This window comes from Candidatus Methylobacter favarea, from assembly GCF_902806695.1.
GTDB lineage: Bacteria > Pseudomonadota > Gammaproteobacteria > Methylococcales > Methylomonadaceae > Methylobacter_B > Methylobacter_B favarea.
On record NZ_CADCXN010000002.1, the window covers coordinates 71,579 to 84,813 of the forward strand.

The following is a 13,235-nucleotide window of genomic DNA, read 5'->3' on the forward strand; positions in this document are numbered from 1 at the left end:
TAATATTTAGATATCTATATTCGCTGCAGCTTCCAGCCTACTTTCTGAAGGTTATGGAGCTAAACTGGGAGAGCACTGCTCTGGCCCGCTTATCCGCACCCGAAGGGAGTTGTTTTTCCGGATTCAGATTAATCCAGGCGGCAATGTCTTTCAAAGCTGTGGATGCCTGTAAATCACGCAGCAGCATATGGTAGCCGTGTTCATAAAACGCGACGGTTTTTTCTGTTATGTCAGAAGCAAGAAACTGCTGCAAAAAAGCATAAGTAGGCTTCTTGGGAATAATTTCATCTTTTTCGCCATAGAGCATTAATGTATTTCCGGACAATGACTTGGCGCTGCTAAATGCCGCATCCATTAAATTCGTCAATCCATATACAGTTTCCACACGCGTCGCCTTGATAACCAATGGATCTTTTCCCAAAGCGCGGAGCATTTCGATATTATCCGATGGAGTAACATGCACTCCTTTGCCGGTCAGGGTTAGCCAAGGCATGAAATGGGCCAGAGTCCACAGCAAGCCGGTTTGATACCATGGCATGGTGCGGCGGGCCCAAAGCGCCGGAGCGGCGAGAATAATGCCCTCTACCATCGGCATATCAGGATTTTTCATGGCTGTTATAATAATCGCACCGCCCATGCTTTCGCCCAGCAGGTAGACCGGACGTTTCGGATAGCGTTGCTTTATCAGCCGCACAAAAACCTGCAAATCATCGGCATATGCCGAGCCGCCAGCCCACAAGCCGCGTTTTGGAGCTCCGCCGAAGCCGCGTTGATCATAGGCAAAACAGGCAATTCCCAACGTGCTGAAATACTGCCCGGGCTGATCGAAAAAATTACTGTAATCATTAAACCCATGCAGCGCTATAAGAACCGCGCTAGGCTCAGCGGCCGGCAACCAAGAGCGTAACGGCAAGCTTGCGCCGTCTTCAGTAAGGTAGACATTGTCAGTGAGTTGTGCTGTTTGGCTTTTTTCGCCAGGCGGATAGCTCATGGGCATGCAGCCGCTCAGTGGAAGAAACAGCAAAAAAGAAATTAATTTATTAAGCGCTTTCATAGTCATCGATTAGCTTTCGAGAAAAAGCTTGCTCCGAGCACGGTGATATTTCAGAATACTTTTAGAAAACTTCATCTTTTATAAAGAATATATAATAAATCTCTTTTTTTTAATTTATAAATATAAACTCAAAAAATAGACTTGAAATGTTAGATTTCGTTTCATTTTAACGTCGTGAAGAACTAAAGCAAAGGCTAAAAACCATTGCGCAGCCGCTACTTGCTTCAAGACGATCGAATTATTATCTACGGATTAAACAAGTATTGCTATGTTGTTTTAATAAGCCTGATATTTCTATTCTTTCCGAAGAGTTTTTGCTGGAACTGAAAGGGATGAAGCATAAAAATATGGCTCTCGGAGTCCTCAACTGGAAAACGCCATCAGGAAATACCATAACAAAATTCTGACTGTCGCCAAAGTCATGGAAGAAATCTTTGCCTCGGACGATGAAGCGAAAACCCTGGACTTGTCTGATTTGGTTTATGCGTTTTATACGGCAGTCGCCATCAATTTTAGCGCGAAAGAGCTTATGCAGCACGAACAATTACGTGAATTAGGGGTGGCCTTGACACAAAGGCGAGGGACAATGCTTCGGTAGACTGGATACTTAAGAGAAGCATGAGAAGCAAGTTACAAGCCATAGTTAAAAGAACGCTGAGGCAGTTACACTATTACACTATCTGCCCGATAGGGCTATTGCTTGTTGCAGAAACGGTGCTTAAGCAAGCTGAAAGTACACTCATGATTTCGCAGGATGAGATGGGTGGACAGAACGATGGTCAAGCTTTATGACGCTGTATCTGAATAATTTAGGTTTGCTGTGTGCGGCCGGAAATTCCAGGGCTGAGATATTAAAGCGCCTGCTGGCCGGCGAACGCTCCGGCTTGATTGAAACGGATCAATTCAGCATTGGGCGCAAGATATTCGTGGGCCGAATTGATTGTGAACTGCCGCAGGTGGATCAAAACTTCAGCTATTACAATTGCCGGAATAATCAGCTGCTGCTGGCTGCTTTAAGTCAAATCAGCGGGACTGTTAACAAGATGATTAACAAGTTCGGGACCAATCGTATCGGGGTTGTGTTGGGAACCAGTACCTCAGGCGTAAGAAGCACCGAGTCAGCTTTGGCTTATCAGGCAAAAAACGCTATTTTACCGGATCAGTTTCACTACAAGCAGCAGCAAATGGGGGCCGGCGCCGACTTTCTGGCAGCTTATTTAGGAATAAACGGGCCTGCATATACCATTTCTACCGCCTGTTCCTCCAGCGGTAAGGCTTTTGCATCGGCGCGCCGGTTAATTAATCTGGGGATTTGTGAGGCTGTTATTGTCGGCGGCGCCGATAGTTTGTGTAGTCTGACAGTTAATGGCTTTGCCGCGCTGGAGTCGCTCAGTACCGGTTTGTGCAAGCCATTCGGGTCTCACCGCGACGGCATTAACATTGGCGAAGCAGCCAGTCTTTTTGTTTTAAGTAAAGAGCCGGGTCCGGTAAAGTTGCAGGGAATCGGAGCCACCAGCGATGCCTATCATTTTTCAGCGCCTGATCCTGAAGGAAATGCTGTAATCAGAGCCATGCAAATTGCCTTGCATGAAGCGGATAAAACACCGGAGCAGATTGATTATTTGAACCTGCATGGCACGGCGACAGTATTAAATGACGCCATGGAAAGCAAGGCGGTCAATACGGTATTCGGCACGCAGCTGGCGGCAAGTTCGAGCAAGGGCATGACCGGTCATGCATTAGGTGCGGCGGCAGCTTTGGAACTGGGTTTCTGCTGGCTGCTTCTGACCCATCAAAATGAACAAGGCGCATTAATTCCAAATATAAACGGTGATGAACCGGATACGGAATTACCGCCCTTGAATCTGGTAGAAAATAATCAGAAATTAGGCCGTCGGCTTACTACCTGCCAAAGCAATTCCTTCGCGTTTGGCGGCAATAATATCTCGATAGTGATTGCGCGGGCATAATGGATTTTAACGCTATTGATATCGCCGAGCTGATTCCGCATAGCGGCAAAATGGTATTGCTGGATCGCATTATTGCATGCGATGAGCATTCTCTATCCGCTGAACTTACCGTGCGCGATGACGGTTTGCTGGGCAGTAAGAAAGCCGTGCCTGCCTGGGCCGGCATAGAATATATGGCCCAGGCTGTAGCGGCTTATGCCGGGGTTATGGCAAAAAAGGCAGGCGAACCGGTAAAACTGGGTTTCCTGCTGGGGACCCGTCGCTACAGCAGTAGTGTTGCCGAGTTTAAAGTCGGTTCAAGATTAACCGTACGGGTCAAAAAAGTTATTCAGGATGATGCTTTGGGTGTTTTTGACTGTGAGATATACGGACGCATTCACGAAACGGGTCAAGACATCGAGGCGATAGTCAGCGCCAATCTGAATGTTTACCAGCCTGCGCATGTGACATAAAAATTGAATGGTAAGCTGCGCATCGCAGCTTCAGCTTTCCCTGGCGAAGCCATTGAGTAAACCAGCGCGGATATGAAAATCTAATCGCCTACACAAAAATTAACAAGCACCCGCTAACAGCGGGCGAGGCCGAATGACCTGCCTTCGCCACACCTGATTGAAGCGATCGCCGAAGCCTGCAGCCTGGGCCAGTCATCCTGCCTTCCGATAACGGTAACCCCAGGCCAGGCGCCGCCTGCAACAGCTCGGCGTCATGCCCTCGCTGAGCCGCCCGGTCTCGTGAATGGGTAGCCGATTTAGGGCCTTGGTACAACCACGAGCATCGGCATAGTGCCATTGGCTGGGCTAGACCGGCGCAGCGCCATGCCGGGCTGGACGAGGCACTGTTGAATCAAGCCAAGTGCTTTACGAAGACGCCCGCCGCTAAAACCCTCGGCTCTGGAGCCAAAACACCCGGAACTGGAACACCATCCATAGCGTGCCTTTAAATCCGGATCATGCCGAAACCAAAACACCTCGCCACAGAAGATCGTTAATCCAGACAAAATAGCCGCATAAAATTTTTACTTTGAGTCGACAGCCAGCTTGAAATTTTCCGAACGAGAAGTCAGTGATGTTTGTGCTGAGTGACAGTGCGGAAACTTCCAGCCCACTTTAAAAATTGACGAGGGTAAGTTCAAGATGGAACTGCTCAGTATTACAATATTGAGTGGGGTTATAAAACTCGGGAAGATTTACTATCTGAGATCAAGCAGAGGTTATGGCTGCCACCTGTGCGCTTTGGAACAACCCGGAGCGATGGAAATCATTGGTTCCCCGGATCATTTCCGAAAGGTGTCAATATTGCCAGGCCAAGTCTGAAGTTTTACATCCAAATCCATCAACTTAACCCCGGCAATTACTTTATCTGCGACTAAGGCAATGCTCATATCACTACCCAAATCAATATCCTTGACATGCCATGCCTGGAGCGGCCCGCATGCTGCCGGAACCCTTAAAAATTCTGTAGGATTTTCAGGGTTAACGACACAGCGATTCAAACCTAAAGAAAGCCCCTGCCCCGCTGCTTTTACCAATGCTTCCTTGCGCGTCCAGAAACGGTAAAACTCCCGTTTTTTTAAAGCTTCCGGCAACTGCTTCCAGTAAGCGGCTTCTTCTTCAGCAAAGCATTTATTAACCAGTGCGGAAAAATTGGCGCGTTGCTTGCAGACTTCAATATCTATGCCTAGCTGACAGCTGCAAGCGACGGCAAGCACCATTGTGTTTTCCGAATGAGACAGATTGAAGACCAATTCAGGGTGATCGGCAAGATAAGGTTTGCCGTGTTCTCCTTTTTTTATCCTTATCTTTTCCGGCGGCTCATTAAGAAGGCGGGCTAATATGTTTCTTAAATATCCATGGGCATTGACATAACGCTGTTGCCGTAACTCATTTTTTAGTCTTCCTGCACGCGCTTGCTCTGCTTCATCGAGAATTCGCCAAAAGTGTTGATAGTGCTCATCTCCGCCGGCTATATTGCCATGCCAGAGTTCAACTGTGCCGGTAGTCAATGAATAATTCATAAGGCTTATTTTGAGATGTCAGTGAAATCCTTTAATGCCCGGCAATGGCACGCCCTTCTCCGCGCCGGTCACTGGCGGCAGTCAGGGCATGTGTAATCTTATTCCACTGCACGGCCTGCATATCGCCATACCGGTAACGGGCTTCTTTCATCGTATGTCCCATTGCGGCAAGATCTGTGACTTCATTCGCAGTCATGGCGTCTTTTTCGTATTCCACCACATCGGGAATAAATTGATGATGGAAACGCGGCTCTCGCACCCATGAGTCCGGGCCATTGCCTTGAGCAAAATCCAGCGCCGCCAGTAACACCATCGAAATAATCCGGCTGCCGCCCGGTGTGCCTAAAACAGCAACGCGGCTGCGGTCTTCAAGAAAAGCAGGCGTCATGCTCGATAACATGCGCTTGCCCGGCGCTATGGCATTGGCTACGCCGCCAACCAGGCCATAGCTGTTCATAGCGCCCGGCAGGGCGACGAAATCATCCATTTCATCATTTAACAACACGCCGGTTCCGGCGGCAACAAAACCCGACCCAAACGGAAGATTAATACTCAAAGTCGCCGCGACCCGGTTGCCTTCATTATCAATAATCGAAAAATGCGTGGTATTGTCTCCTTCAGGCTGTGGCTGCAAATAACCTGACAGCATATTGCTGGGCAGCGCCTTGTCCTGCCGTATACTGCTGCGCAAGCCGGCCGCATAATCGCCGTTCAGCAAATGCCTGACGGGCAGATCCACAAAATCCGCATCGCCCAGATATAAAGCCCGGTCATGATAAGCGCGCCGCATGGCCTCCACTATAAGGTGCTTGCGAGTGATTTCATCGGCATTTTTTAAATCATAGGCCGACAGAATATTCAGCGCCTCAATCAATACGATGCCGCCGGAAGAGGAAGGCGCTGCGCTGGTAATTTTCATGCCGTGATATTCGCCCCGCACCGGCTCGCGCTCGACAACCTGATAAGAGGCCAGATCTTCCTTGGTCCAGATTCCGCCCGCTTTGCTGACGCCATTCACCAGTTTTTTTGCGACCTCTCCGCTATAAAATCCGCCCCGGCCTGATTTTGCCAATTGCTTTAATGTGTAGGCCAACTCCGGCTGTCTCAGTATCGAATATGTTTTTGGCAACTTGCCTTTATTTAGAAATATCCTTGCAGTCTGCGGGTTTTTTTTCACGACTTCGGCTCTGAACTTCAGCAATTTGTTATACTTTTCGCCGATAGCAAAACCTGTTTGTGCCTGCCTGATGGCCGGCGCCAGGCTTTCCGCCAGTGACAAGCGTCCATATTTTTCCGACAAATGCACCAGAGCCGCAGGCATTCCGGGAATAGCCGCCGCTAAAGCGCCATCCCTGGATAACCCTGGAATTACCCGGCCCTGTTTATCCAGGAACATGTTCTTGTGAGCGGCCATGGGTGCTTTTTCCCGGCCGTCAATCATGGTTTCAAAACCGTCTTTTTCCCGGTGCAGCAGCCAGTAACCGCCGCCTCCCAGCCCCGAACCGGCCGGTTCAACAACGGCTAAGGCTGCGCTGACCGCCACGGCCGCATCAAAAACATTCCCGCCTTTGGCCAGAATTTCAAAACCGGCATTCGTAGCTAATGGATGCGCGCTGGCAATTGCGACATGGGATGCATCCGCATAAATTCGACCGCCCCAAAAAATAACAATTAACACGATTACTGCGCCGCTTTTATTCAACATCGTCCACCTGATTGTTTTTAAACTGATAAATCATTTAGCCAATTAAATCACATATATAACAATGTGCTAAGGGGATAACCATTTTTGCTGCATCAGACTGAAAGAGCCTTATTGCTCGATGCTACTAATGCAGCCTTTGCCTTAATGCGGGTCAGTTCAATCGAGTACCAGGATTATAAAGTGAAGATTAGAAAGTGGAACTGGTTCAGATAAGAGTAAACCTAAAAATGTCAGATGTTAAACTCACTTTTGACGTCATCAGTATCGGTGTGATGGCAAGCCAATGACCTTGGCCTTACTGAACGCAGGTTCTCGTGTCAGGGTAAGCGTAGTTTCGTTACCCCAGCGTTGCGAATGTGAAATATTTCATAGACCTCAATCCTAAACCTTCGTACACTCAAATCAGCATCAATATTTCGACTTTGAGCGTTCTTTTCAAATTCCTGATATTGCGATTAATTCTGATCGAATTGCATTCATTTTTATTTACTGTCCTGCTCCAGGCAGGTTAACTGGAGAGGTTTAAAGTGGCAATTAAAACTTGGATTTACTGGATTGGTGGAAATCATGAACAGCAGGCTCATGAAATCGGAAGTCTTCTGACCCAACAGGGTATCGACATACAGGACTTTGATAGTTGTCATTCCTGTGGTCCAGGAATGATTTTTAGCAGCGAAGTGACTCCGGAAATCTGTGAGCAACTGCGCGAGCTCAGCTGCAATGGCCAGATTCAAGTGCTGGCCTGTTGTTGTACGGCTATTTCCGGCGATGCGGCCTGGCGGCTGATGGAAGCAGGCGCCTCTGATGTATTGGTATGCAAAGAGTGCAGCATGGCAGTATATGAAATCTCCGCCCGCCTCCAGCGTTGGGAAGATGTGGACCGGATGTTGAACTCCCCCACTGTACAGGGTGTCCTGATGGGGGAAAGCCATACCTTGAAGACGATTCTTCGGCAGGTGGTTGAAGTGGCTCACTTCACCGACTGCTCGGTGCTAATACAAGGTGAAAGCGGAACCGGCAAAGAGCTGCTGGCGAAACTCATCCATGCTAGGGACTCCCGTCCCAACAAGGGCGATCTGGTCATTCTGGATTGTAGCACCATCATGCCGGAATTGTCCGGTAGCGAGTTTTTCGGTCATGAACGCGGCGCATTCACCGGCGCCGTGGCTGCTCGAGACGGCGTGTTTGCTCTCGCAGACGGCGGCACGCTGTTTCTCGATGAAGTTGGCGAATTGCCCCTCACATTGCAAGCTCAGTTGCTGCGCGTTATTCAGGAACATACGTTCAAACGCGTCGGAAGCAATGCCTGGCAGCGTACTTCGTTCAGGCTGGTCTGCGCCACCAACATTGATCTCTGGAAACAGGTTCAGCGGGGCGTGTTCCGTGCCGACCTGTACTACCGTATCGCCAGTTTCGTCTGTCATTTGCCTCCCTTGCGAGAGCGTCCCGAGGACATTCTTCCCCTGGCCTATTACTTTCTGAAAGAGTGTCGCTTGAATCAAGAACCTCCTGTTCTGGACGCTCCCGTTCAGGAGTATCTGCTACGGCGGGAATATCCCGGCAATGTGCGTGATCTCAAGCAGGTTGTAGCGCGCATGCTATGCCGTTTCGCCGGTCAGGGGGCCATTACGGTAGGCTGCATTCCTCCGGATGACCGACCGGCCCGTACCGGGAGCCGGGACGCTTGGCGCGCCGCGGACTTCGAGCGTACTATCCGCGTAGCCTTGGCTCGCGGCATGGGCCTCAAGACCATCAGCAGGGAAAGCGAAAAGACCGCTATCCGGATCGCGGTGGATGCAAACGGCGGCAACCTGCAACGAGCCGCCCAGCGCCTTGGCGTTACCTCCCGCACCTTGCAGCTATGGCGAGCTGCCCAACGTCAGGAAAACAAGTAGGGCGTTTCATTAAAACAGTTACCATTTGCCGTGAGCTTGTCAACCGTTAAAGCCGCGTTCCTATGGCATAGCTATCCACCCAACTTTTCGGCATTATATAAACGAAATATTGCAAAAACCCAAACTCTTTCCTACTGGAGAGGATTAGATTAAGGAGCTTAACATCAGTATTTACATTCCCTCTCATCCCAGCTTTCTCCTTGTGGAGAAAGAGCAAGAGCAACAGAGCTTGTGTATATGGCTATGCTCCTATGGACTCTCTCGACCAGGCCTTTAGTTCTGGATGAAGCGGAAGACTCAAGCCGAATGGTTTTTTGTAATTGATTTGGCTGAACTGACTAACCTGCCTGTCATAGGCCATGACTTGCTGCGCCAAGCCGCCGCGCTGATCAAGTTCAGGAAATTCCGCCCCAAAATCAGGTTTTCCTGAACCGGCGGCAACCGCAAGGCCTTTATTTTTACAAGTTCGACGCCGGGATGTAGCCACGGACCGTCGGAGCCGAACAGTATCTTGTCGGCTCCGGCCCGTTTGACGGCTTGTTCCAGCAGATCAAAGCGCCGCACACCGGCGGTATCGGCGTAAATATTCGGGTGGCGTACCAGATGGTCGGTCAACGCGAGTTGGGCGCGCCAGTCTTCGGCAAAGCTGCCGAGATGCGGAATAATGAAGTTGACGTCCGGATATTCCTGGGCAAGCAGCTCACAGACGGACACTTCTCCCGCCACATCGTAAAGTACCGGCAAATTGAAAGCCCGCGCCGCTGCGCAAATCTCACGGGTAATCCCGGCATCATGGCGGTGTACCTTGATGCCAACGAAGCCATAGCGTTCGATGGCGATCTTGACCAGTTCATGTACACGTCCCCGGTCACGTTCCGGGTGAACGAAGGCAAATCCGTAGAATCGATCGGGTCTGCTGGCCACGATACGCGCTACTTGCTGATTAGCGACGGCATAGTTTGAATGAAAAGCGGCGAACAGCACCGTTCGGTGAATCCCGGCCGCCGTTGCACGGCGCAGATAATCCTGCAATGGCGCCCTGGTGTCCCAAGGGCCGGTCAAGCCGTCGCCGGTTCCGGCATGGCAGTGGCAATCGATGATTACGGTATACCTCCCATCGGATAATAAAATGCGCCTGCAGCTTCGAAGGGTCAGAGCGGATGCCCTGAGATGACAGACTGCTTTCTCATTTCAGTCCTGAAGTGAATGCGGGTTGATATTCCTTTGTAGAAATTGGGAAGATGAAATTTTTCGTTGAGCGCATGGATGGGGTCATCGGGCAATGCGAATCTCATCAAGCTCGTGTCTATCCCAGACTGCACGCCGTAATGTTCGCAGATCAATACCGTCGATCGCCGCGAAGCATGACAACTTTCAGCGTAGACAACGGGATGGCCTTCGGTAGTAACGACCGCTACCCGTTCCATGCCGATCCGGCGCAGATGATTGGCCCGCCAAGCTGCGCAATGCTTCAGACCATTGGTGTGCCCGGTTTGCGCGCTGACACTGGGGAAACGGATAAAATCCTTCAGTTCCACCAGAAAACAGGCGCGCCGTGTCCGGCAGCAGGCGGTGGCCGAAGCGTTTTGACTTAGCGATGTGCTTGAAAACTTCATTGGCGCACCTGCAGCGGCAAAAACATGACGGCTACGGGAAGAATTCGCTTACCCGCAGCTCATCGGCCAGCACAGTCGCTTTGGCCCCAGCCGGCAACCGGGCTATGCCGGCCCGCAAAACTGACGGCTCAATAGCCGTCGAATCCCAGTTAAGACGGACGCGCTCTTCCATTACGCCGTCATTATCCAGATAAAGAACCGCTGTACTCTCACGAGTACCGATCTGCAGAAGATGCAATCGCCATCGAAGCCACTCATCGAGCAAAATAACCGCCGAACTGTTAGCACGCTTTAAACCGTCATCCCGATCATTCGCCACGATCCCGGCGAGCAGTAAACCTCCCTTATGGCGAATAATACGTACCGCCACGCTCAAGTCTTCGCCATTCTGAAAACGAAGCAGCTGGATCTGATCGATCGGGCCATCGGGGTCATTTGCTGCAAATTTCAATATCGTCGGCTTGAACCAGCCTTCGGCAATCCACTCAAACCGGCCAGCCGGCAGCATGAATTCGATGCCTGCGCGTGTGTTTTCGTCTCCGCTGTAGAGTCATCGACGCAGAGCATCCCACGCGATCCGGTGTGTGCGGCGGAGACATCATTCGTCACTGTCGTTCCGCTGCCCGTCATGCTTCTCACAGATCTCCAGCCTGCGGGAGGCATGCGCCATCTTCGAAATCGACAAACTCAGCAGTCGCTGTCTGATTCCGAACGGGAACCGGCGCGCTGGTAACCATGTTGGCGCCGATATCGAACACGCGCGCGATGAGGATGTCGCACCCGTCCGGCAGGTTGCGGAGCAAAATGCCGTAGCGAAGGTCGGTCCGTGGACGTTTTGGATTATTCATAGGAGATTTTTGGTAGCCTTCAACCCTGATATTATTCTTGAAGATTTTCTTGTCGCTGTTCCCTCTCTTCTTGTTAATGGTTTTTTCATTGTGAAAATCGACGCATCGAGTTTCGAGCACCTTAGCACCATTCAGAAGGTCGACCTCGACCTTGAGCAAATCGCCTTACGACTTGTTGCTGGCGGCAAATTGCAGCCGCGCCGCCATGAGCGGCCCGATCCGGTTGAAGCGGTCAGCTACCGGTGCGGTAAAGTTCGCCGTGTTGGAATAAGGAAGGTACTGCAACGGGTGACGACTGGTTTGTGCTTTGGTATCAGGGGTGCCTTGCAAAAACTCAATGTGTAAATGTGGGTATGTCGCACCGTCATCACCGACTCTGCCGATCTCCTGCCCCTGCACGACACTCGGGCCGGGCTTCATAGCCTCGTCAATGCTGTCGAGATGCAGGTGGACAAGATACATCTTTCCGTCATTGGGGTCGTTGACCTCAAGGAGCATGTGGCGAGAGCTATATCCGTCCTGTCCTTTTTCCCCAGCCGAGCGCACCGTTCCCCCGCGCATGGCATAGACCTTCGTACCCTTTTCAGCCGGCAAGTCGATACCGTCATGAAAATCCCACCGGTTGGTGTTGATGCGCGGACCGAATGAGGTATTCATCTCATTGGGCATGGTGCTCTTGCTGAGCGGCCAAATATAATTTGTTGACATTTTTTCTCTCCTGTCATTCTATGAAACTGCTAGATAAGGAAATGCTTCGGCGGGATGATTTCAGTCTTCCAATGCGTACTGCATTCTAAATTTCATCCACTATAAGGAAATCAAAGCCCTGTCACGAAACTCTCACACTGCCTAAGCGGGTGCAATTGTAGTCACTGTTCCATTTGGGCCCCGATACTTGAGCGCTCCGTCCTCGACATACAAAATTCCGGCGCTGGCCAGATTCGCCATTGGTGGGACAGGGGCATTCGCAATCGCAATGACACCCTGCCCTCCTCCAAACTTTTTAATCTGGCTGTCTTCCTTGAAGCCAATACCAATATTGCCAGTCGCTGAAATACGATGATGACCTCGAAGCCTGTATTGTCATCTTTGCGGCCATTGATCTAGAGCTTGTCCGACTAAACAGCAATTTCATATTTCCCCGCAGGAGCTATTTGGTCAGTCTCGATCAACTCGATGTCAGGATATCGGTCTTCGATCCGGATCGAAGCTGCGCCTACCTGTTGACCGGCTTGTTTGATCCGCAATGGCGGTTGGTTGTACTCCAGGTTGGTGTTGGTGGCACTCACCTCCAGAACAGCAGAGGCAGAGTAAAGGGCACCCTCGTTCGAGGTGATAGAAACAGTAGCCATCATATTTCTCCTGTAAATTGGAATGTTGTTGCCAATAAAGAAAGATCTTTTCCTTTCCTCTTGCTGTAAAATTAACTCCAATACCATTTTGAACGCTAATGATGAATTCGATAATAATTTTCATCATTATTTCCCAGTAATACGGAGCTAACAGAATTAGCAAACATTATTCATGCGATACCCTGGCGCACCTAATTGCGATAACCTCTCTTGCCAATGAGTAGTGGGTACTAGGCAATGACCTTTAGCTTTGTATTCCTGAACAAAGACAGTTGTATTAAAAAGCTTTTTGCGTTTGGCCAACTCACATAAATACTTGGACTCCTGTGATGTACTTCCCAGATAGTAGATAAAAAGCCTTTTACCTTTATCCTTTTGTGTTTCCGCCCATTTAATCCACTTTAAGGGCTGCGAGTACAGCTTGATTGCTGATTTATTAGAACACTTAACTCCTTTTTTAGTCTCTTTATCCATACAGCCGCTATATAAACAATCAAATCCCCAGCACTCTTGAATGTGGGCCGAATATTGATTAGCGTTGGTAACAATCTCCAGCATGGGTCTTCCGGCACCTGAATGGCATGCAAGAATGATATTTCCAATTATCGGCCGGTTTCCGATTGATTTATATGTACTGTACTCGACGATTGCAACATGATGATATGGACTCCTCCTTACCCACACGGTGTCATAAAATGCACCCAATGATTTAACGGAGCAAAGAGGAGCCCGACATGAATAATAACGCAGTTGGTTTGGATATTTCAAAAAACGTTTTCCA

At 49.9% G+C, this 13,235-nt stretch carries 15 protein-coding genes and 1 pseudogene; 4 read left to right on the plus strand and 12 right to left on the minus strand.

The genetic code is table 11. From position 1 onward, the window contains the following. Positions 1-37 precede the first annotated feature (37 nt). The gene (locus tag HUX64_RS01260; RefSeq protein ID WP_246246858.1) at positions 38-997 is read right to left on the minus strand and encodes an alpha/beta hydrolase; all 960 of its coding nucleotides are present in this window, start codon (positions 995-997) and stop codon (positions 38-40) included. Positions 998-1,386: 389 nt separating this feature from the next. On the opposite strand from HUX64_RS01260, the pseudogene HUX64_RS19455 reads away from it, so the two are divergent. The 3 genes and pseudogenes from HUX64_RS19455 (at position 1,387) to HUX64_RS01275 (ending at position 3,476) form a co-directional block, all read left to right on the plus strand. Continuing rightward, positions 1,387-1,846: pseudogene (locus HUX64_RS19455) on the plus strand (type I restriction enzyme endonuclease domain-containing protein). Beyond that, on the plus strand, positions 1,843-3,024 hold the full coding sequence (locus tag HUX64_RS01270) for a beta-ketoacyl-ACP synthase (protein ID WP_174624439.1): 1,182 nt from the start codon (positions 1,843-1,845) through the stop codon (positions 3,022-3,024). The pseudogene HUX64_RS19455 and the gene HUX64_RS01270 overlap by 4 nt, the downstream one beginning before the upstream one ends. After that, positions 3,024-3,476 carry a hotdog family protein gene (locus tag HUX64_RS01275; RefSeq protein WP_174624440.1) on the plus strand — a complete coding sequence of 151 codons (453 nt, stop codon included), beginning with the start codon at positions 3,024-3,026 and terminating at the stop codon, positions 3,474-3,476. Before HUX64_RS01270 ends, HUX64_RS01275 begins: the two co-directional genes overlap by 1 nt. 296 nt (positions 3,477-3,772) lie before the next feature. Here HUX64_RS01275 and HUX64_RS19020 read toward each other — a convergent pair whose 3' ends face one another. The 4 genes from HUX64_RS19020 to HUX64_RS19465 all read right to left on the minus strand — a co-directional run bounded on the left by HUX64_RS19020 (position 3,773) and on the right by HUX64_RS19465 (position 7,717). Further along, positions 3,773-4,021, minus strand: a complete 249-nt coding sequence (locus HUX64_RS19020) for a hypothetical protein (RefSeq protein ID WP_217426377.1) — start codon at positions 4,019-4,021, stop codon at positions 3,773-3,775. Between the two features lie 276 nt (positions 4,022-4,297). After that, positions 4,298-5,038 carry a 4'-phosphopantetheinyl transferase family protein gene (locus tag HUX64_RS01280; protein WP_246246856.1) on the minus strand — a complete coding sequence of 247 codons (741 nt, stop codon included), beginning with the start codon at positions 5,036-5,038 and terminating at the stop codon, positions 4,298-4,300. A gap of 31 nt (positions 5,039-5,069) precedes the next feature. Next, positions 5,070-6,743 carry a gamma-glutamyltransferase gene (gene ggt / locus HUX64_RS01285; protein ID WP_174624441.1) on the minus strand — a complete coding sequence of 558 codons (1,674 nt, stop codon included), beginning with the start codon at positions 6,741-6,743 and terminating at the stop codon, positions 5,070-5,072. A gap of 482 nt (positions 6,744-7,225) precedes the next feature. Continuing rightward, on the minus strand, positions 7,226-7,717 hold the full coding sequence (locus HUX64_RS19465) for a hypothetical protein (protein ID WP_246246860.1): 492 nt from the start codon (positions 7,715-7,717) through the stop codon (positions 7,226-7,228). Between HUX64_RS19465 and HUX64_RS01290 the strand changes: the two genes are divergently transcribed. After that, the gene (locus tag HUX64_RS01290) at positions 7,661-8,638 is read left to right on the plus strand and encodes a sigma 54-interacting transcriptional regulator (RefSeq protein WP_246246859.1); all 978 of its coding nucleotides are present in this window, start codon (positions 7,661-7,663) and stop codon (positions 8,636-8,638) included. The genes HUX64_RS19465 and HUX64_RS01290 overlap by 57 nt on opposite strands. A 297-nt stretch (positions 8,639-8,935) precedes the next feature. Here the strand turns inward: HUX64_RS01290 and HUX64_RS01295 are convergent, their stop codons facing one another. The 7 genes from HUX64_RS01295 to HUX64_RS19025 form a co-directional block, all read right to left on the minus strand. Continuing rightward, positions 8,936-9,793: an amidohydrolase family protein gene (locus tag HUX64_RS01295; RefSeq protein WP_343034360.1), complete on the minus strand. Its 858-nt coding sequence runs from the start codon at positions 9,791-9,793 to the stop codon at positions 8,936-8,938. Continuing rightward, positions 9,790-10,254, minus strand: coding sequence for a hypothetical protein (locus HUX64_RS01300; RefSeq protein ID WP_174624442.1), 465 nt, complete (start codon positions 10,252-10,254; stop codon positions 9,790-9,792). Before HUX64_RS01300 ends, HUX64_RS01295 begins: the two co-directional genes overlap by 4 nt. A gap of 31 nt (positions 10,255-10,285) precedes the next feature. Next, positions 10,286-10,762: a hypothetical protein gene (locus HUX64_RS01305; RefSeq protein ID WP_174624443.1), complete on the minus strand. Its 477-nt coding sequence runs from the start codon at positions 10,760-10,762 to the stop codon at positions 10,286-10,288. 127 nt (positions 10,763-10,889) lie between these two features. Further along, positions 10,890-11,261, minus strand: a complete 372-nt coding sequence (locus tag HUX64_RS01310; RefSeq protein ID WP_174624444.1) for a hypothetical protein — start codon at positions 11,259-11,261, stop codon at positions 10,890-10,892. A 6-nt stretch (positions 11,262-11,267) separates the two neighbouring features. Continuing rightward, a complete protein-coding gene (locus HUX64_RS01315; protein WP_174624445.1) occupies positions 11,268-11,810 on the minus strand; it encodes a M23 family metallopeptidase in 543 nt (180 codons plus the stop codon). Positions 11,811-12,220: 410 nt separating this feature from the next. Further along, positions 12,221-12,454: a hypothetical protein gene (locus tag HUX64_RS01320; RefSeq protein ID WP_174624446.1), complete on the minus strand. Its 234-nt coding sequence runs from the start codon at positions 12,452-12,454 to the stop codon at positions 12,221-12,223. Positions 12,455-12,610: 156 nt separating this feature from the next. After that, a partial coding sequence (locus HUX64_RS19025; RefSeq protein WP_217426379.1) for a hypothetical protein occupies positions 12,611-13,235 on the minus strand: 625 nt, incomplete at its 5' end.

Bases quoted from the DNA above. Each gene is read 5' to 3' on its own strand.
- HUX64_RS01260 (WP_246246858.1), bottom strand. From the start codon at position 997: ATGCCCATGAGCTATCCGCCTGGCGAAAAAAGCCAAACAGCACAACTC.
- HUX64_RS01270 (WP_174624439.1), top strand. From the start codon at position 1,843: ATGACGCTGTATCTGAATAATTTAGGTTTGCTGTGTGCGGCCGGAAAT.
- HUX64_RS01275 (WP_174624440.1), top strand. From the start codon at position 3,024: ATGGATTTTAACGCTATTGATATCGCCGAGCTGATTCCGCATAGCGGC.
- HUX64_RS01280 (WP_246246856.1), bottom strand. From the start codon at position 5,038: ATGAATTATTCATTGACTACCGGCACAGTTGAACTCTGGCATGGCAAT.
- ggt (WP_174624441.1), bottom strand. From the start codon at position 6,743: ATGTTGAATAAAAGCGGCGCAGTAATCGTGTTAATTGTTATTTTTTGG.
- HUX64_RS01290 (WP_246246859.1), top strand. From the start codon at position 7,661: ATGGGGGAAAGCCATACCTTGAAGACGATTCTTCGGCAGGTGGTTGAA.
- HUX64_RS01300 (WP_174624442.1), bottom strand. From the start codon at position 10,254: ATGAAGTTTTCAAGCACATCGCTAAGTCAAAACGCTTCGGCCACCGCC.
- HUX64_RS01305 (WP_174624443.1), bottom strand. From the start codon at position 10,762: ATGCTGCCGGCTGGCCGGTTTGAGTGGATTGCCGAAGGCTGGTTCAAG.
- HUX64_RS01315 (WP_174624445.1), bottom strand. From the start codon at position 11,810: ATGTCAACAAATTATATTTGGCCGCTCAGCAAGAGCACCATGCCCAAT.
- HUX64_RS01320 (WP_174624446.1), bottom strand. From the start codon at position 12,454: ATGGCTACTGTTTCTATCACCTCGAACGAGGGTGCCCTTTACTCTGCC.